Here is an 18,289-nt window from a genome sequence, read left to right on the forward strand (position 1 = left end):
GCACGATCGGCGGCGGGGGCGGCGCGAGGGCCGGAGTCGGCGCGGGAGTCGGGGCCGGAGTCGGGGCCGGCATCTGGCGAATCTGGCGTTGCGCCGCCTGATAGGCGGCAAGGTCGGCAGCGACCCTGGCGCTGGTCGGCGCGGCGGCGATCGGGGCCGGGTTCGCTTGGTAGGCGGCGAGTTGCGCCGTCAGCCAGTTGCGCGGATCGGCCGGCGGCGACTCGTCCGCACGAGCCCCTAAGCCGAACCTGTTCAATGCGATGGCAGCTTCCGACATCCGACGCTCCTCGCTCCCGGACGCGCAGGATAGGTCCGAAATGTCGCAGAACTATGCCGGCCTCATCGGCGCGATTGCACGCATGACAATCGGTCCGATATGGATTTGCATTCGGCAGCGATGCTGCATCGCAATATAAAGACCGCGACAAGGCGGGAGGGGACCTGATCGGGCTCGATGCACTTTGCGGGAGGCGATCATGCGCAAGACTGTTGCTATTCTGGCCGTCACGGCGGCCGCCCTCATCCCAACCAGCGCAATGGCGCGCGACGGCGAACGGACGTTCCAGCATGAGGGATCGACCTATGTCTATACGACGACCGACGCGTCGGCGGACCGCCACGTCATCCGCGGCCGCCGCTTTCCGGGCGGCGACAGATTCCGCTTCGTCGTGCACGGCAGCCGCGTGACCGGTGCCGCCAACGGCGTGCCGGTGTCGTTCCGCACCGCCGACGCCCGCGGCGCGGTGAACCCGACGCGGCTGGCGTCGCGGTAAGGTCTTGTCGGGGTTACCCTGCCGACAACCCCGGACCGCTGCACAACCTTCGCGAAGGTTCGTCGCGCCAAGCGTCGCTTGCAGTGTTCCTGCGAACACAGGAACCCAGGGCCAAGCAGAGCAACGGCTGACGGCGTTCGGAACCCTGGGCTCCTGCGTTCGCAGGAGCACTGGTGGAGCGTTCCAGTGGTGTCGACTTGTTCCGGGAGGGACCGCATTTCCGTGACCCGGTGGGCCACGGGATGTCGTGAGCGCGCGATGTCTAGCCCCATCCCGCACGTCCGGCGCGCCCTTCCCTAAAACCCCTCGGGCAGCTCGATGGCGCCGACCAGTTCGCGATAGCGGGCGATCGCGTAGCGGTCGGTCATGCCGGCGATGAAATCGGCGATGTGGCGACTGCGGCCGGGTTCGTCGCGCGGCACGTCCTCGGCCCATTCGGCGGTCATCGCGGCGGGGTCGGCGCGATAGGCCGCGAACAGGCCGGTGACGATGCCGTGCGCGGTGTCGGCCGCTTCGAGCTGGCGCGGATGGTGGTAGAGGTTGGCGTACATGAAGCGCTTGAGGTCGCGCTCCTCCTCGCGCATCGCCGGCGAGAAGCCGCAGAGCGCCTCCCCCGCCGCGCGCACGTCGTCGGCGCTGGTCACGCCCGACGCGGCGATGCGACGGCGCGTCTCCTCGATCAGGTCGTTGACCATCGTGCCGATCTGGCTGCGTACCAATTCGCTCGCCAGCCGTTTGGGCGCGACGTCGGGGAAGCGCGCACACGCCCCCTGCCAGCCGCGCGCGACGATCGGCACCGCGAGCAACTGGTCGAGCGTCAGCAGCCCGGCACGCAGCCCGTCGTCGATATCGTGATTGTCATAGGCGATGTCGTCGGCGATCGCCGCGACCTGCGCTTCGAGGCTGGCGTGGCTGGTCAGATCGAGCGGGAATTGCGCGTCCGCCTCGCGCAGCGCCCAGCCGGGGTGGCGGACCGGGCCGTTGTGCTTGGCGAGCCCCTCCAGCGTCTCCCAGGTCAGGTTGAGCCCGTTCCAGCGCGGATAGGGCCGCTCGATCAGCGTCAGCGCGCGCAACGTATGGCCGTTGTGATCGAAGCCGCCGGCATCGGCGAGCGCGATCTTGAGCGCATCCTCGCCGGCGTGGCCGAACGGCGGGTGGCCAATGTCGTGCGCGAGGCACAGCGCCTCGGTGAGATCCTCGTTGAGGCCGAGCACGCGCGCGATGGTGCGGCCGATCTGCGCGACTTCGAGGCTGTGGGTCAGGCGGACGCGGAAATGGTCGCCATCGGGCGCCATGAACACCTGCGTCTTGTGGCGCAGGCGGCGGAAGCTGATCGAATGGATGATGCGGTCGCGGTCGCGCTGAAAATCGTCGCGCGGGCCGCGCGTGGTCCCGGTCTGTTCCTCGTAACGGCGACCTTTGCTGCGCGCCGGGTCAGATGCCCAGGGCGCGCGTGCGCTCACTTGCTTTTGCCGGCCGACAGCCTGGTGACCGCCTGGCCGGCGTCGCTGGTGAAGGTGAAGGTCGACACGCCCTCCTTCTTGAGCTGGTTGACGAAGCTGCGCGCCTCGGCGTCGGTCTTGAACGGGCCGACGAGCACGCGGTTGGTGGCGCGCAGCGGCGTCGACCACGCGCTGCGGCTGCCGAACACCGTCGGCGCCTTCGCCTTTACCGCGGCATAGGCCTTGGGCAGATCGTTCTCGTTCGCGCCGCCGGCGACCTGCACCCAGATGCGTTCCGGATTGGCGCGGGCGAGGCGCTTTTCCTCGACGGCCGCCTTCTTCTCTTCGGCGGCCTCCTTGGCGTCGGCGAGCTTCTTCGCATCGGCGAGCTTCTTGGCGGCGAGCGCCTTCTTGTCGGTTGCGGCCTTGCGGTCGGCGGCGCGCTTCTCGGCGGCGGCCTGAATCGCCAGCGCCTTCTCCGCGGCGGCGTCGCGCGCTTCCTTGGCCTTGGCCTCGGCGATCACGCGCGCGGCGGTGTCGGCGGGCGGGATCGCGGCGAGCGGCGCGGGTTTGACCGGCTCGGTCACGCCGAGCTCGGACGCCGGGATCGACAGGCCGGCGACGATGCGTGCGAGCACGCTGTCCGCCTCGGCGCGCGACGGCGGCGCGCTGTAATTGGCCGGCGGGGTGGCGGTCGCGGTAACCGCGGGCTGACTCGGCGTCACCGTGGCGGGCGGATTGACCGGCGACGGCGCGACCGCGGTGAAGCCGGGCGTCGGCGCAGCGGTGGCGGGCGCCGCCGCGACGGGTTGCGCCGGTGCGGCGGTGAAGCCGGGTGCGGGCGCCGGGGTCGCGGCAGGCCGCGTCGATCCCGTCGCGCCGAAGGTGGGCGTTGGCGTTGGCGTTGGCGTCGGGACGCTCGTGGCGGGTACCGACGGGCGCGGCTGCACGGATGCGAGTTGTACGGGCGCGGCTTGCGTCACCGTCGGGCTAGTCGTCCGGACCGGCGGCACTGCGGATGCGGTCACCGGGGCGGGTGTCGGCGCCGGGGTCGGTGTCGGCGTGGGCATCGACGTCGGCGTGCTGGCCAGCGTCACCGGCGCGCTCTGCGGCTGCGACGGCAGCGGCTGGACGCGGGCAAGCGCCGCGGTCGCCTGCTGATAGGTCGGCGCGGGCGTCGGCGTCCGGGTGGCGACGGACGGCTGTGCCGCCACGCTTCGCGTGGTCGACGCGAGCGCGACGCCATCGCGGCTGCCGCGCCGGCGCCGGTCCTTCTTGCCGGGCTGTTCGACGAGCTGCACCGCGGCGAGCGCGACCGGCGCCGGCTCGGGCGCGAGCTGCGGCAGGATCGGCGCGAGGCGCGAATCGGCGAGCCGTTCCGGCGTGGTGTGGACCTCACCGAAATGCACCGCGAACGCCCGGTCGGCGGCGGGCAGCGCGGGCAACCGGCGGAAGAACGGGATCAGGCCCTGCGCCATGCCGGGCGGCAGCATGGTGGTCGCGATCTTCTCGGCGCCGGCCTGATCGCCGCCCATCGCGAGGATGAAGGCACGGATGCGCCAGGCGCTGCGATCGGTCTTGCGGAGCAGCGGGTCGAGCTGTTCGAGCGCCTGTTCCCGCTTGCCCGAGATACCGAGCGACAGCGCGTAGCGGCGGACGATCTCGTCGTCGGGATCGGTCTTGAGCGCGAGGCGATAGTCGCGCTGGGCGCGCTCCTGCTGGCCGATCAGGTCGTAGGCGAGCCCGCGATCACCGGCGAAGCGGCGGACGTCGGCGCCGGCGGCCTCGGCCTGCGAGAAATAGCGCAATGCCTCGCCGGGGCGCTCGGAGCGGACCAGAATGGCGCCCTCGCCCGCCTTGATGCGCGGATCGCCCGCCGATACCTTTTCGGCACGCGCGTAGAGCGAGGCGGCACCGCTGAGATCGCCGAGCGACAGCGACAGGTCGGCGGCGGCGATCAGCGCGTTGAGATCGCGCGGATTGGACGCGAGCGCGCGCATCTGTTCGGCAAGCCGGTCGGCATCGGTGGTGCCAGGCAGCGCCTGCACCACCTCCTGCGCGAACAAAGCGGCAGGCGCGGTCGCCAACAGGAGCGCGGCGGGCGCCAGAAAGGGGGACAACGAAAATCGCATGAGATCGCGGCGACTAGAGCCGAGCGCTCCTGAACCGGCAATGTCCGATGACGGGCCGCGCGGCGAACGGAGGCTGGACGGCGACGAACATCGGTGGGGCAAGCTCGGATGGGAGAAAACTATATTCCTCCCCCGCCAGGAGGAGGTGGCAGTGCGAAGCACTGACGGAGGGGGAGGATACGGCGAACGTGGTCGTATGCGGGCACGCCCCCTCCACCACCCGGCTGCGCCGGGCAGTCCCCCTCCCCGCTGAAGCGAGGGAGGAATTTAGCGTTACTGGTTGTTCTGGCGGTGGAGGAAGCGCGGGATGTCGATCGGGTCCTTGCCGTCTTCGGGCGCTTCGTCGCGCGCCGGGCCGCGCGCGGCGTTGGACATACGCTCGAACAACGTGCCGCCGAGCTTGACGCGCGGCTGCGGTGCGGCGTCGGGCGCGGCGGCCTCGCTGCCCGGTGCGATCCACGGGCGGCGACCGGCCGCAGCGTCCGGCGCCGGTGCCGGCGTGCGCGCCGGTGCGGCATAGGATTCCTCGCCATATGCACGCGGCTGCGGCTGCGGCTGCGGCTGCGGCGCGGCGGGAACGATCGTCTCGGCGCCGAGCACCAGTTCGTCGTCGCTCGCGGCGGCGCGCGCGTCCGGCTTCACCGCATCGGTGGGCTGGAGATCGAGCGGCGCGGCCGGCGCTGCGGGTGCAGGCGCTGTGGCCGGCGCAGGCGCGGGCTCGGACGGCGTCGCGCCGGTCGGGCGGAACGAGGTGCTGTCGTCGGTCTTGCGGCCCATGCCGAAGCTGAACGACTTGGCGGCTTCGGGCGCCGGCGCGGCGGCGCCGGGCTTGGCGTCCGAATCGATGCCGGTGGCGACCACCGACACGCGGATGCGGCCTTCGAGCTCGGGATTGAACGCTGAGCCCCAGATGATGTTGGCATCGGGATCGACCAGATCGCGGATATGATTCGCGGCTTCGTCGACTTCGAGCAGGCGCATGTCGTCGCCGCCGGTGATCGAGATGATGACGCCCTTGGCGCCCTGCATGCTGACGCCGTCGAGCAGCGGGTTGGCGATCGCCTTCTGCGCCGCCTCGAGCGCGCGATTGTCGCCGCTCGCCTCGCCGGTGCCCATCATCGCCTTGCCCATCTCCTGCATCACCGAACGGACGTCGGCGAAATCGAGGTTGATGAGGCCGGGCATGACCATCAGGTCGGTGATGCCGCGGACGCCCTGCTGGAGGACCTCGTCCGCCATCTCGAACGCTTCCTTGAACGTCGTGTTGGCGTTGGCGATCAGGAACAGGTTCTGGTTGGGGATGACGATCAGCGTATCGACATACTTCTGCAGTTCCTCGATGCCGCCGTCGGCGCTTTTGGCGCGACGGTTGCCCTCGAAGCTGAACGGCTTGGTCACCACGCCGACGGTGAGGATCCCCATGTCGCGCGCCGCCTTGGCGATCACCGGCGCCGCACCGGTACCGGTGCCGCCGCCCATCCCCGCGGCGATGAAGCACATGTGTGCGCCCTCGAGCCGCTTGGCGAGATCGTCGATCGTCTCTTCCGCCGCGGCGCGGCCGATCTCGGGGCGCGAACCGGCGCCGAGACCCTGGGTGATCTTGGCACCGAGCTGGATGCGATGCGGCGCGATCGACGACTTGAGCGCCTGCGCATCGGTATTGGCGACGAGGAAGTCGACGCCCTGCACGTCGGCGCGCATCATGTTGGCGATGGCATTGCCGCCGGCACCGCCGACACCGATCACGGCGATACGGGGGGTCAGTTCGTCGACCTCGGGAGTGATGAATTCGATGCTCATGACGTAACTTTCTCCGCCCCATCCGGGTAAACGCGCCGGGACACTGATTTAACCTTTTGCCTCAACGACTCATGCGGTGCCACAGAAAACGCGCAATCGTCGTCATCGGCCCTCAATAATTCGCGCGCGCGGCCTGGATCAGCTTGCGCATCATGCCCATGCCACGCTGCCGATGAACCGTGGTTTGCTGCGGCGCGACCCCGCGCAGGTCGATCGGATCGGCTGCGGCGTAGAAAGCGAGCCCCGCCAGCGTCGCGAACGCCGGCCCGCCATGCGCCTCCGGCAGAGCGGTCAGCCCGCGCGGCCGGCCGATGCGCACCGAGCGGCCGAGTGCCTGCTGCGCGTAATCGGCGATGCCCTTCAGCTCGGCGCCGCCGCCGGTCAGCACCACCTGCCGCCCGACCGGCCCCTCGAACTTCAGCTGGGCGAGCGATTTGCGGATCTCGTCCATCTGATGCTCCAGCCGCTGGCGGACGATGCCGATCAACTGCGCCTTGGTGATCTGCATCCCGCCATGGACGTCATCCTCGGCGGCGATCGGCATCACCGGGATCATTTCGTGATTGTCGCGGGGGCTCGCGTTGGCCGAGCCGTGGAAGCATTTCATCCGCTCCGCCTGCGCGCGGCGGGTGCCGAAGGCGCTGGCGATATCGTCGGTGATGTCCTGCCCGCCCATCGGGATCGAGCACAGGCCGACGAGCATGCCGCCCGCGAACAGCGAGACGTTGGTGATCCCCGCGCCCAGCTCGACCAGCGCGACGCCCAATTCGCGCTCCTCGTCGGACAGGCAGGCGAGCCCGGTCGCGACCGGCGCGGCGATGATCGACTTCACTTCGAGATGCGCCGAGCGGACGCACAGATCGAGGTTGCGGACCGGCGAGCCGTCGGCGGCAACGACGTGGATATGCACGCCGAGCCGGTCGGCATGCAGGCCGAGCGGCTTCTTGACGCCGGTCAGCCCGTCGAGCGTGTAGAGCGCGGGCTGGGCGTGGAGCACCATCCGCCCCTGCGGATCAATCGAATTGCGCCCCGCGGCGAGCAGGGCGTCGATATCCTGCTGTTCGACGCGATGGCCGCCCAGCTCGAACTCGACCTCGGCGACGTCGCTGACCAGGCCGCCGGCGGAGAAGCCGACCCAGACGTTCTCGATGTTGATGCCGGCGATCCGCTCCGCCTGTTCGACCGCCTCGCGCACCGCCGCCTCGGTCGCCGCCATGTCGGCGATATAGCCGCGCTTGACGCCGCGGCTCTCGCGCTGGCCGGTGCCGAGCACGATCAGCTCGCCGCCGTCGCCCTTCTGCGCGATCATCGCCGAGACCTTGGACGACCCGATATCGAGCGCCGTGATCAATCCTTCCGGTGCAACCTTCGCCATCAGCCCTCAGCCCCCGCTCGCATGTTGGTCGTATCGGTCGACGGTGTCGCCACCTCGCTCGGGTCCGGCACGTTGTGCGCCATGCTCGCCCCCGGCTTCCGCGCCACCAATTTGCTCGGATCGCGCATATCGAAACGGATCCAGCCGCGCCCGAGCAGCGGCCGTGCGCCATCGAGTTCGGCGAATTTCAGCAGCGCCGCGGGCGCACCGTCCTCGGGCAGTGCAAGCGTCTCGCCGCTGTCGAAGGTGAGGTCCCAGCGGCGGTTGCCGATCCAGGTCGCCGCCTTGACGCGTGGTTTCAGCGCCGGCGCGGCGGCGAGCAGCGCCTGATAGCCCGCCTCCTGCCGGTCGGCGCCAGGGCCGATGACCAAAGGCAGATCCGGGATCGCATCGGGCCGGACGGGTTCGAGCAGCACGCCGTCCTTGTCGATCAGGGTCAGCTGGCCATTGTCCTGCCACACCGCCGCCGGGCTGCGCTCGACGATATCGACCAGCAACGTGTCGGGCAGCCGGCGCGAGACGTGGGCGTCGGCGATCCAGCCGTAGCGGAGCAGCTTCTGGCGCACCGCCTCGAGATCGACGAGCGGCATCGCGCGGCTCTGCTGGTCGAGCGCGACCGCATAGACGCTCATCCGGTCCATCCGCTTGAGCCCGGTCACCTCGATCTGCTCGACGCGGAAGCCCGCCTGCCCCGCGCCTTCGGCGATGGCGGCGCCGATCATGCCGGGGATGCCGATCCACGTCACCGCGGCGAGCGCCAGCGCGATGCCGCCGCCGGTGATCGTCCAGGTCGCCGCCTTGCGGATCGTCTCCTCGCTGACCGGCACGGCGGAAACCGCGCGCTCGAACAGCGACACCTTGCGCACCGGCTGCCGGCGCCGTCCGGTCGGCCGCTTGGGCGGCGGCCCGCGCTTGATCGTCCGGCTCATCCCCGGTGATCCTTCTCGGGCCGGCCATTGAACGCCGGGTCCCGCAGCGCCTCGTCGACGATCGCCTGGACCAGCTCGGCATAGCTCATGCCGATATGGCGCGCCTGTTCGGGAACGAGGCTCAAAGGCGTCATGCCGGGCTGGGTGTTGACCTCGAGCAGGAACAGTCCGTCGACGCCGCGCTCGTCGTCCCAGCGGAAGTCGGAGCGCGACGCGCCCTTGCAGCCGAGGAGGCGATGCGCCTCGAGCGCGAGGCTCTTGCAGGCGTCGGCGATCTGGTCGGGGATGTCCGCCGGGCAGACGTGTTCGGTGAGCCCGTCGGTATATTTGGCGTCGAAATCGTACCAGCCGTTCTTGGGTTTCAGCTCGGTAACGCCGAGCGCGCGCTCACCAAGCACCGCGGTGGTCAGCTCGCGGCCGCGGACATAGGGCTCGGCGAGCAGTTCCTCGAACCTCTGCCATGGTCCCTCGACGTCGCGGCCGATCGGATTGCCATAGTTGCCGTCGTCGGTGACGATCGCGACGCCGACCGACGAGCCTTCGTTGATCGGCTTGAGCACATAGGGGCGCTGGAGCGGGTCGCGCTCGTGGATCTCGGCGGATTTGACGATGCGGCCGCCGGGCATGGGCACGCCGGCGGGGACGAGCACCTGTTTGGTCAGCACCTTGTCGATCGCGATCACCGAGGTGGCGAGGCCCGAATGCGTATAGGGGATGCCCATCAGGTCGAGCATGCCCTGCACACTGCCATCCTCGCCCGGCGAGCCGTGCAGCGCGTTGAAGACGAGATCGGGCCTGGCCTCCGCGAGGCGCGCGGCGACGTCGTGGTCCATGTCGATCCGGGTGACGCGATGGCCGAGCGATTCGAGCGCGTCGGCGCAGCCGTTGCCCGATTGCAGCGATACCGGGCGTTCGGCGGACCAGCCGCCCATGAGAACCACGATGTGCATCACTTCGCCACCCGCCATGACCATTTGCATGGGGCAATGCCCTTCCCCGCACGCACCGTCACCCCGGACTCGTTCCGGGGTCCACTCCGCGGCGAGGAGCGGGGCTTGAGGCGAGACCATTCGCTTGTGGCCCGGTGGACCCCGGAACGAGTCCGGGGTGACAAACCTTTCGAGGGAACCGACCGAGCCCCATGAACCAACGCCATCACTTGGCCACCCCGACCCGCTGGATTTCCCATTCCAATGTCACGCCAGACTGCGCCTTCACCTTGTCGCGTACCTCTTCGCCCAGCGCCTCGATCTCCGCCGAGGTGGCCGAACCGAGGTTGAGCAGGAAATTACAATGTTTCTCCGACACCTGCGCATCGCCGCGGGTCAGGCCGCGGCAGCCGGCGGCGTCGATCAGCGCCCACGCCTTGTGGCCCGCGGGATTCTTGAAGGTCGAGCCGCCGGTCTTCGAGCGCAGCGGCTGCGACGCCTCGCGCTCGGCGGCGATCCGGTCCATCTCCGCGCCGATCGCGGCGGGCTCGGCGGCATGGCCGCGGAAGGTCGCGGCGATCACCACCGCGCCCGCGGGCAGCGCGCTGTGGCGATAGGTATAGCCGAGATCCGCGACGGCGAGTGTCCGGCGCTCGCCCGAGCGCAGCACGACGTCGCACTCGACCAGCACGTCCTTGACCTCGCGGCCATAGGCGCCGCCGTTCATCCGCACGAAACCGCCGACCGTGCCGGGGATCGAGCGCAGGAATTCGACCCCGCCGATCCCCGCATCGCGCGCGGTCGAGGAGACGAGGATGCCGCTCGCCCCGCCGCCGCAGCGCAGGCTCGTGTCGTCCAGCCGCTCGACCTGCGCGAACGCCTTGCCGAGGCGCACCACCACGCCGGGCACGCCGCCGTCGCGGACGATCATGTTCGAGCCGAGGCCGAGCGCCATCACAGGCACCGCCGGGTCGAGATCGCGGAGGAAATCCGCGAGATCGTCGGCGTCTTTGGGTTCGAACAGCCATTGCGCGGTGCCGCCCGACTTGAACCAGACGAGCGGCGCCAGCGGCGCGCCCCCGGTCAGGCGCCCGCGCACGGCCGGCAGATCGATGACTCCCGCAGTCACCAAGGGCCGACACCCCATAGTCGCGTCCACGCCTGGATCGCGGCGAGATTGGCCTCGGCGGCCTTGCGCGTCGCCTCCTGCGCCTGGACCATCGCCTCGCCGGCACCGACGGCATGGCCGCCCGCCTCGAGCGACTTGCGCTGCGCATCGAGCATCTGCTTCTGGAGCTTCAGTCCCGCATCGAACCAGTCGTTCATCGCCGTTCTCCGATCGCCGTGGCCAGCCCCGCCGCCCATTTGGTGATGTCGCCCGCGCCGAGGCAGACGATCATGTCGTCCGGCTGGATCGTCGCCGCCAGTTCGTCCGCCAACGCATCGGCGTCGGCGATCGTCGCCGCCGAGCGATGGCCGCGACGTTTGAGTCCGTCGACCAGCGCCTGCGCATCGACGCCCTCGACCGGCGCCTCGCCCGCGGCGTAGACCGGGGTGACGAGCACGCGATCGGCGTCGTTGAACGCGGTCTGGAAATCCTCCATCAGATTGCCGAGCCGCGAATAGCGGTGCGGCTGGACGACCGCGATCACCCGGCCGCGCGCGCCCTCACGGGCGGCGGCGAGCACGGCGCGGATCTCGACCGGATGATGGCCGTAATCGTCGATGATCGTGACGAAGCCGCCGTCGACCGCGACCTCGCCGACCTTGGTGAAGCGCCGCTTGACGCCACCGAAAGCGGAGAACCCCTGCTGGATCGTCGCATCGGGGATGCCGAGTTCGAGCGCGACGCCGATCGCGGCGAGCGCGTTCTGGACGTTGTGGCGACCGGGCATCGGCAGCTCGATCCCCTCGATCGCGCGGGTGGTGCCGTCGCGCTCGCGCACGACACAGTCGAAGCGGTTGCCACCCGGCACCGGCGTGACGTCGACGCCGCGGATATCCGCCTGCGCCGAGAAGCCATAGGTGACGACGCGGCGGTCGCGGACGCGCGGCAGCACGTTCTGCACCTCGGGGTGATCGAGGCACAGCAGGGCCGCGCCGTAGAAAGGCACGTTCTCGACGAACTCGACGAAGGCGTCCTTGACCGCGTCGAACGAGCCGTAATGGTCGAGATGCTCGGGATCGATGTTGGTGACCACCGCGATCGTGCCGTCGAGGCGCAGGAAGCTGCCGTCGCTCTCGTCCGCCTCGACCACCATCCAATCGCTCGCGCCGAGGCGCGCGTTCGAGCCGTAGCTGTTGATGATGCCGCCGTTGATGACGGTCGGATCGATCCCGCCCGCGTCGAGCAGCGCCGCGACCATCGAGGTCGTCGTCGTCTTGCCGTGCGTGCCGGCGACCGCGACGGTCGATTTGAGCCGCATCAGCTCGGCGAGCATCTCGGCGCGGCGGACGACGGGGATGCGCCGTTCCAGCGCCGCCTCGACCTCCGGATTGGTGCGCGTGATCGCGGTCGAGGTGACCACCACCGCCGCGTCGGCGACGTTGGCGGCGGCATGGCCGATCGTCACCGCGATGCCCTTGTCGCGCAGCCCCTGCACGACATAGCCCTCGGCGACGTCGGAGCCCTGTACGGTATAGCCGAGGTTCTTCATCACCTCGGCGATGCCCGACATGCCGATGCCGCCGATGCCGACGAAATGGATCGGGCCGATATCGGTCGCGACGCCGCGGATCATGCGAACGCCTCCTTGTGCGGAGCGGCCTTGCCGACCGGCAGGCGCGAGACGGGGGAATCGAGGCTTTCGACGAGATCGGCGAGGTCACGCACCGCATGCGGGCGGCCGACGCTTTGGGCGCGGGTCGCGGCATTTTCGAGCGCGACGGGATCGAGGCCGAGCTTCTGCATCTGCTTGGCGAGTTCCACCGCGGTGAATTCGGGCTGCGGGATGGTGCGCGCACCGCCCGCCTTGGTGATCTCGCGGGCGTTGGCGGTCTGATGATCGTCGGTCGCGCCGGGCAGCGGCACGAGGATCGCCGGGCGGCCCGCCGCGGTCAGCTCGGCGATCGTCGAGGCGCCGGCGCGGGCGATGACCAGATGCGCCCAGGCGAGCTGTTCGGGCATGTCGGGCAGGTACGTGGCGAGTTCGGCCGGGATCTGATGTTCGGCATATTGCGCGCGCACCGCGTCGATATCCTCGATCCGCGCCTGATGCGTCACCTGCAGCCGGCGGCGGAAGGTGATCGGCAGCATCGCGAGCCCGTCGGGCACCACCTGGCTGAGGATGCTCGCGCCCTGGCTGCCGCCGGTGACGAGGACGCGGAAGATGCCGTCCTCCTCGAGCAACGGATAAGGCCGCGTACGCAGCGCCAAGACCGCGTCGCGCACCGGATTGCCGACGAGATGGACCTTGCCCTCATGCTTCACCGCCAGCCGCTCGGTCGTCGCATAAGAGGTGGCGATCGCATCGACGCGGCCGGCGACGAGCCGGTTGACGCGGCCGAGCACCGCATTCTGTTCGTGCACCGCGGTCGGGATCTTGTCGGCGAAGGCGGCGAGCAGCGCCGGCATCGCCGGATAGCCGCCGAAGCCGATCACCGCGGCGGGCTTGAACGTGCGGTACAATTCGCGCGCCATCGCCCGGCCGCGCAGCATCTCGCGCACCGCCGAAGGCCAGCCTTGGGGGCGTTTCGCCTGGAAGCGTCCGGCGGGCAGGACGTGCGTCTGGATGCCGTCGAACAGGCCGGGGAAGCGGACGCCGCGCTGGTCGCTGATGAGGGCGACGCGATGGCCGCGCCGGGTCAATTCCTCGGCCAGCGCCGCGGCGGGGACCATATGCCCCCCCGTACCACCGGCGGCGAGGACGTAATGCTTGCTCAATTCGATCCCCATCTCACCACATACGGGCTGCGCGTCAGGAACGGGTTGCGCCGCGTGAACGCGAGCAGCAGCCCCATGCCGATCGACAGCGCGATCATCGACGAACCGCCATAGCTGATGAACGGCAGCGTCATCCCCTTCGACGGTGCGAGGCCGGTGTTGACCGCCATCGACACCAGGGCCTGTGCGCCGAATTGCACCGCAAGCCCCGAAGCGGCAAGCAATTTGAACTCGTCCTGCTCGTCGAGCAGCTTGACGAAGACGCGCACGACGATCGCCAGGAAGACGATCGCGATGATCGCGCAGGCGATCAGGCCGAATTCCTCACCGATCACCGAATAGATATAATCGGTATGCGCCTCGGGCAGGCCGAACTTGACGGTGCCGCCGCCGGGGCCGGTGCCGGTCCAGCCGCCGCTGGTGATCGTGGCATGCGCGGCGTTGGTCTGGAAATGGTCGCTCGCCCCCTCGCCCTCGACGCTCGGGAACAGGAAGGCGTCGATGCGATTGCGCGCGGTGCCGTAGAACATGTACGCCGCGACCAGCCCGACCGGCACCATCGCGATGATCCCGCCGAGGATGCGCATCGGCGTGCCGGCGATCATCAGCAGCGCCATCCAGACGGTGCAGAAGATCACCGTCTGGCCGAAGTCGGGCTGGAGCATCAGCAGCACCGCGATCAGCCCGGTCATCGCGCCGGTGATGAGCACGGTCGGCAGCTCGGGGTCCTTGGCCTTGAGCGACAGCAGCCACGCCACCGTCACGATGAACAAAGGTTTGAGGAACTCGGACGGCTGGAATTGCGCGAAGCCATAGCCGATCCAGCGCCGCGCGCCGTTGATGCTGTTGCCGACGAACGGGGTCAGCGCGAGACAGACGACGAGCACCGCCGCGCCGCCGAGCGCCAGCCGGCGCGCCAGCGGCACCGGCAGCATCGACACGCCGAACAGCACCGGCAGCGAGATGCCGACCCAGATGAGCTGCCGCCAGAAATAATAGAGCGGCGTGAATTTGTGATGCTCGCCCGAATAGCGCACCGCCGTCGCCGGACTCGCCGCCGCGACCGCGATCAGGCCGATCGCGATCAGGAACAGCGTCAGCAGCAGCAGCATCCGGTCGATGTCCCAGAACCACGTGCCGAGCGGCGAACGATCGCCGCGCCCGCCGCGCCGCTTGACCTTGGCGATCAGCGTGTCGCGGTCGGCGTCGGTCATACCGGCACTGGTCATGCGAGGGCCTCCACCGCCGCGCGGAACGCGGCACCGCGCTCCTCGTAATCGCGGAACTGATCGAAGCTAGCACAGGCCGGCGACAAGAGCACGGTGTCTCCGGACCGCGCCGCGGCGGCGGCCTGCGCGACCGCGGTGGCGAGGTCGCCGCTGTGCGTCACCGACGGGATGCGGTCCGCGAGCAGGTCGGCGAACAAGGGGCCGGCCTCGCCGATCGTATAGGCGGCGGCGACGCGATCGAAATAGGGCGCGCAGGCGTCGAGGTCGTCACCCTTGCGCTTGCCGCCGACGATCCAGTGGATGCGGCCGAAGGCGCCGAGCGCGGGCGCGGCGCTTTCCGGATTGGTCGCCTTGCTGTCGTCGACGAAGGTGACGCCGTCGCGGATCGCCACCGTCTCCATCCGGTGCGGCAGGCCGGTGAAGCTGGCGAGGCCGCGATCGATGTCCGCTTCCGACACGCCGAGCGCCTTGACCGCGGCGATCGCGGCGAGCGCGTTCTGGGCGTTGTGCGGGCCTTGCAGCGCCGGCCAGCGCGACTGGTCCATGCAGACGCCCGGCGCGATCTTGGTCAGATGCTCGCCGCGTGCCGACAGGCCGCGCGCGATCTGCGCCGAGGGGGCATCGCCGATGCCGATGATCGCGTCATGCTGCGGCGACTGCATCGCGAACAGCCGCGCCTTGGAGGCGGCATAGGCCTCGAAGCCGTCGTAGCGGTCGAGATGGTCGGGGGTGATGTTGAGCAGCACTGCGACGTCGCAATCGAGGCTCTGCGTCAGGTCGAGCTGGTAGCTCGACAGTTCGAGCACATAGACGCCGCCTGCCGGCAGCGGCTGCTGTTCGAGGATCGGCAGGCCGATATTGCCGCCCATCAGCGTCGGGACGCCCGCGGCCTTTAGGATATGGTGGATGAGCGCGGTGGTGGTCGATTTGCCGTTGGTGCCGGTGATGCCGACGACCTTGTGCGGTGGAAGCTCGCCGCGCGCCTGTGCGAACAATTCGATGTCGCCGATCACCGGCACCTGCGCGGCGCGGGCATGATCGACCAAGGGATGCGCATTGAGCGGCACGCCCGGCGACACGATCAGCCCCGCCGCGCCGTCGAGCGCCAGTTGCAGCGGATCGTGGACGATGACGCCGTCGATCCGCGTCACCCGTTCGCGCGCCGCGGCGTTCATATCCCAGGCGACGACATAGCCGCCGCTGGCGGCGAGCGCCTGCACCGTCGCGAGGCCCGAGCGGGCGAGGCCGAGCACCGCATAGCGTTTCCCGGCAAAGGCCTTGGCGGTAATCACCGCAGCTTCAACGTCGACAGGCCGGCGAGCGCCAGCACGAGGCTGATGATCCAGAAGCGGATGACGACGGTCGGTTCGCTCCAGCCAAGCTGTTCGAAATGATGGTGAATCGGGGCCATGCGGAAGACGCGCTTGCCGGTGCGCTTGTAGAAGAACACCTGGATGATCACCGACATGGCCTCGACGACGAACAGGCCGCCGACGATGCCGAGCACGATCTCGTGATGCGCGACCACCGCGATCGTGCCGAGCGCGCCGCCGAGCGCGAGGCTGCCGGTATCGCCCATGAACACCGCCGCGGGGGGCGCGTTGAACCACAGGAAGGCGAGCCCTGCGCCGATCACCGCGCCGCAGAAGATCGCCAGTTCGCCCGCCCCCGGCACGTGCGGGATGCCGAGATAGGTGGCGAACTTCACGTTGCCCGCCAGATAGACGATCAGCATGAAGGCGACGCTGGCGATGATGACCGGCATCGTCGCGAGCCCGTCGAGCCCGTCGGTGAGGTTCACCGCATTGCCGAAGGCGACGATGGTGAAGGCGGCGAAGAGCGGAAAGGCATAGCCGAGGTCGAGATACAGCCGGTCGGTGAACGGCAGATAGAGGTGCGGCCCGTTCTGCCCCATGATGATCCACGACGCGATGCCGGCGATGGCGAATTCGAGCAGGAGACGCGTGCGGCCCGAGACGCCCGCGGTGCTCGCCTTACGCACCTTGTCGTAATCGTCCATGAACCCGATCGCGCCGAAGCCGAGTGTCACGAACAGGCACGACCAGACATAGGGGTTGCTGAGGTCCATCCAGATCAGGATGGCGAGGCTCATCGCGGTGAGGATCATCAGCCCGCCCATCGTCGGCGTGCCGCGCTTGGCGAGATGGGTCTGCGGCCCGTCGGCGCGGATCGGCTGGCCCTTGCCCTGGCGGACGCGCAGCCAGCCGATGAAGCGCGGTCCGATGATGAGGCCGATGAAGAGCGCCGTCGCGACCGCCGCACCGGTCCGGAAGGACTGGTAGCGGATGAGGTTCAGCAATCCGGTGAAGCCCAGATGCTCGGCGATCCAATATAGCATTACGTTCCGCCCCCCAGGCCCGCGACCACGCGCGACAACCCGACACCGTTAGACCCTTTGACGAGCACCGCATCCCCGGCGCGGGCCAGGGCCTTCACCCGGCCGAGCGCGGCGGCGGCGTCGGCCACATGCATGACTTGGGTGCGTCCCTCAAGGGCCTTGGCGAGCGGCGCCATCGCTTCGCCGACCAGCACGGCCGCTTCGACCCGCGCGGCAAGCACCGGTCCGGCCAGATCGGCGTGATAGGCGTCGGAGGCATCGCCGAGTTCGCGCATCTCGCCGAGCACGGCGAGGTGACGGCCCGGTTCCTCGGCAAGCACCGCGAGCGTCGCGCGCATCGAGGCGGGATTGGCGTTGTAGCTTTCGTCGATCACCAGCACGTCGCTCGGCGCGACGAAGCGCGCGCCGCGGCCGGCGAGGCCGCCCATCTCGGCAAGCGCGAGGCCGGCGCGGGCGAGATCGGCACCGGCGGCATCGACCGCGGCGAGCACCGCGAGCGCGTTCGACACCCAGTGCATCCCCGGCTGCGACAGAGTGAACGACAGTTCGCGTTCGCCGATCTGCGCGGTGACGAACGAGCCGCCGGTCGGCAGGCGCATCGCCTCGATCGCACGGACGTCGGCGCCCTTCGTCAGGCCAAAGGTGACGGTGCGCGCGGCATAAGGGGCCGCAGCGGCCATCAGCCGGTCGCGATGCGGGCTGTCATGGGGGACGATCGCGACGCCGCCGGGTTCGAGACCGCGGAAGATCTCGCCCTTGGCGTCGGCGATCGCGCTTTCGTCGGGGAAGAAGGCGGTGTGCGCCGGCGCGATCGCGGTGACGATCGCGATATGCGGCCGCACCAGTTTCGTCAGTTCGGCGAGCTCGCCGGCGTGGTTCATGCCCATCTCGAACACGCCGATCCTCGTGTCGCGCGGCATGCGGGCGAGGCTGAGGGGCACGCCGGTATGATTGTTATAGCTCTTCACCGAGCGGTGGACCGCGCCGGCCAGCGACCGGTCGAGCGCGGCGAACAGCGCCTCCTTGGCGCTGGTCTTGCCGACCGAGCCGGTGACGCCGATCACCGTCCCCGCCATGCGCGCGCGGGCGGCGCGGCCGAGGTCGTTGAGCGCCGCGAAGGTGTCGGCGACGCGGACGTGCGGATGATCGGTCGGATCCGAGACGATCGCGCCCGCCGCGCCCTGAACGAACGCCTGCGGCAGGAAGCGATGGCCGTCGGTGCTCTCGCCGGTCAGCGCGACGAACAGGTCGCCGTGGCCGACCTCGCGGCTGTCGAAGGCGACGCCGGTGGCGGCGAAATCGGTCGAGGCGGTGCCTGCCGTGGCGGCGGCGATTTCGGCTGCGGTCCAGAGGGGCGCCGTCATGGCTGCACTGCCCCGTCACCCCGGACTTGTTCCGGGGTCCACTCTGCGGCGAGGAGAACGGTTGTTTGTCCGAG

15 protein-coding genes and 1 pseudogene are annotated in these 18,289 nt (G+C 69.6%); 1 reads left to right on the forward strand and 15 read right to left on the reverse strand.

Annotated elements, in window-relative coordinates:
• Positions 1–277 (reverse strand): annotated as a pseudogene (locus tag FFS23_RS20330) (DUF1800 domain-containing protein); the annotation flags it as partial.
• Positions 278–476: 199 nt separating this feature from the next.
• Between FFS23_RS20330 and FFS23_RS14605 the strand changes: the two are divergent.
• The gene (locus FFS23_RS14605; protein WP_137899173.1) at positions 477–773 is read left to right on the forward strand and encodes a hypothetical protein; all 297 of its coding nucleotides are present in this window, start codon (positions 477–479) and stop codon (positions 771–773) included.
• A gap of 296 nt (positions 774–1,069) precedes the next feature.
• Here the strand turns inward: FFS23_RS14605 and FFS23_RS14610 are convergent, their stop codons facing one another.
• From FFS23_RS14610 to FFS23_RS14675, 14 genes are all read right to left on the reverse strand, one after another.
• Complete coding sequence (locus tag FFS23_RS14610) at positions 1,070–2,236, reverse strand: deoxyguanosinetriphosphate triphosphohydrolase (protein WP_137899174.1); 1,167 nt, start codon at positions 2,234–2,236, stop codon at positions 1,070–1,072.
• Positions 2,233–4,335, reverse strand: a complete 2,103-nt coding sequence (locus FFS23_RS14615) for an SPOR domain-containing protein (RefSeq protein ID WP_249340693.1) — start codon at positions 4,333–4,335, stop codon at positions 2,233–2,235. The genes FFS23_RS14610 and FFS23_RS14615 overlap by 4 nt, the downstream gene beginning before the upstream one ends.
• 285 nt (positions 4,336–4,620) lie before the next feature.
• On the reverse strand, positions 4,621–6,147 hold the full coding sequence (gene ftsZ, locus FFS23_RS14620; protein WP_137899176.1) for a cell division protein FtsZ: 1,527 nt from the start codon (positions 6,145–6,147) through the stop codon (positions 4,621–4,623).
• 112 nt (positions 6,148–6,259) lie between these two features.
• Positions 6,260–7,522 (reverse strand): cell division protein FtsA, encoded by a 1,263-nt coding sequence (gene ftsA, locus FFS23_RS14625; RefSeq protein WP_038662151.1) that lies wholly within the window; start codon positions 7,520–7,522, stop codon positions 6,260–6,262.
• Positions 7,522–8,451: a cell division protein FtsQ/DivIB gene (locus tag FFS23_RS14630; protein WP_137899177.1), complete on the reverse strand. Its 930-nt coding sequence runs from the start codon at positions 8,449–8,451 to the stop codon at positions 7,522–7,524. Before FFS23_RS14630 ends, ftsA begins: the two co-directional genes overlap by 1 nt.
• The gene (locus FFS23_RS14635) at positions 8,448–9,401 is read right to left on the reverse strand and encodes a D-alanine--D-alanine ligase (RefSeq protein ID WP_137899178.1); all 954 of its coding nucleotides are present in this window, start codon (positions 9,399–9,401) and stop codon (positions 8,448–8,450) included. The genes FFS23_RS14630 and FFS23_RS14635 overlap by 4 nt, the downstream gene beginning before the upstream one ends.
• Positions 9,402–9,606: 205 nt before the next feature.
• On the reverse strand, positions 9,607–10,527 hold the full coding sequence (murB, locus tag FFS23_RS14640) for a UDP-N-acetylmuramate dehydrogenase (protein WP_171009507.1): 921 nt from the start codon (positions 10,525–10,527) through the stop codon (positions 9,607–9,609).
• Positions 10,506–10,706: a hypothetical protein gene (locus tag FFS23_RS14645; RefSeq protein ID WP_038662156.1), complete on the reverse strand. Its 201-nt coding sequence runs from the start codon at positions 10,704–10,706 to the stop codon at positions 10,506–10,508. Before FFS23_RS14645 ends, murB begins: the two co-directional genes overlap by 22 nt.
• Entirely contained in the window at positions 10,703–12,118 is a 1,416-nt protein-coding gene (gene murC / locus FFS23_RS14650; protein ID WP_171009508.1) for a UDP-N-acetylmuramate--L-alanine ligase, read from the reverse strand. The genes FFS23_RS14645 and murC overlap by 4 nt, the downstream gene beginning before the upstream one ends.
• Positions 12,118–13,275, reverse strand: a complete 1,158-nt coding sequence (gene murG, locus FFS23_RS14655; RefSeq protein ID WP_038662162.1) for an undecaprenyldiphospho-muramoylpentapeptide beta-N-acetylglucosaminyltransferase — start codon at positions 13,273–13,275, stop codon at positions 12,118–12,120. Before murG ends, murC begins: the two co-directional genes overlap by 1 nt.
• Positions 13,260–14,492 carry an FtsW/RodA/SpoVE family cell cycle protein gene (locus tag FFS23_RS14660; protein ID WP_245640690.1) on the reverse strand — a complete coding sequence of 411 codons (1,233 nt, stop codon included), beginning with the start codon at positions 14,490–14,492 and terminating at the stop codon, positions 13,260–13,262. Before FFS23_RS14660 ends, murG begins: the two co-directional genes overlap by 16 nt.
• The gene (murD, locus tag FFS23_RS14665; protein WP_137899179.1) at positions 14,489–15,784 is read right to left on the reverse strand and encodes a UDP-N-acetylmuramoyl-L-alanine--D-glutamate ligase; all 1,296 of its coding nucleotides are present in this window, start codon (positions 15,782–15,784) and stop codon (positions 14,489–14,491) included. Before murD ends, FFS23_RS14660 begins: the two co-directional genes overlap by 4 nt.
• Positions 15,781–16,851 carry a phospho-N-acetylmuramoyl-pentapeptide-transferase gene (gene mraY / locus FFS23_RS14670; protein WP_038662171.1) on the reverse strand — a complete coding sequence of 357 codons (1,071 nt, stop codon included), beginning with the start codon at positions 16,849–16,851 and terminating at the stop codon, positions 15,781–15,783. The genes murD and mraY overlap by 4 nt, the downstream gene beginning before the upstream one ends.
• Positions 16,851–18,215 (reverse strand): UDP-N-acetylmuramoyl-tripeptide--D-alanyl-D-alanine ligase, encoded by a 1,365-nt coding sequence (locus FFS23_RS14675; protein ID WP_137899180.1) that lies wholly within the window; start codon positions 18,213–18,215, stop codon positions 16,851–16,853. The genes mraY and FFS23_RS14675 overlap by 1 nt, the downstream gene beginning before the upstream one ends.
• Positions 18,216–18,289 lie beyond the last annotated feature (74 nt).

This window comes from Sphingomonas sp. 2SG (assembly GCF_005503285.1).
In the GTDB taxonomy this organism is placed as follows: Bacteria; Pseudomonadota; Alphaproteobacteria; order Sphingomonadales; family Sphingomonadaceae; genus Sphingomonas; species Sphingomonas taxi.

Coding starts and splice junctions, on each gene's coding strand:
- FFS23_RS14605 (WP_137899173.1), top strand. CDS start 477: ATGCGCAAGACTGTTGCTATTCTGGCCGTCACGGCGGCCGCCCTCATC.
- ftsZ (WP_137899176.1), bottom strand. CDS start 6,147: ATGAGCATCGAATTCATCACTCCCGAGGTCGACGAACTGACCCCCCGT.
- ftsA (WP_038662151.1), bottom strand. CDS start 7,522: ATGGCGAAGGTTGCACCGGAAGGATTGATCACGGCGCTCGATATCGGG.
- FFS23_RS14630 (WP_137899177.1), bottom strand. CDS start 8,451: ATGAGCCGGACGATCAAGCGCGGGCCGCCGCCCAAGCGGCCGACCGGA.
- FFS23_RS14635 (WP_137899178.1), bottom strand. CDS start 9,401: ATGCACATCGTGGTTCTCATGGGCGGCTGGTCCGCCGAACGCCCGGTA.
- murB (WP_171009507.1), bottom strand. CDS start 10,527: ATGGGGTGTCGGCCCTTGGTGACTGCGGGAGTCATCGATCTGCCGGCC.
- FFS23_RS14645 (WP_038662156.1), bottom strand. CDS start 10,706: ATGAACGACTGGTTCGATGCGGGACTGAAGCTCCAGAAGCAGATGCTC.
- murG (WP_038662162.1), bottom strand. CDS start 13,275: ATGGGGATCGAATTGAGCAAGCATTACGTCCTCGCCGCCGGTGGTACG.
- FFS23_RS14660 (WP_245640690.1), bottom strand. CDS start 14,492: ATGACCAGTGCCGGTATGACCGACGCCGACCGCGACACGCTGATCGCC.
- mraY (WP_038662171.1), bottom strand. CDS start 16,851: ATGCTATATTGGATCGCCGAGCATCTGGGCTTCACCGGATTGCTGAAC.
- FFS23_RS14675 (WP_137899180.1), bottom strand. CDS start 18,215: ATGACGGCGCCCCTCTGGACCGCAGCCGAAATCGCCGCCGCCACGGCA.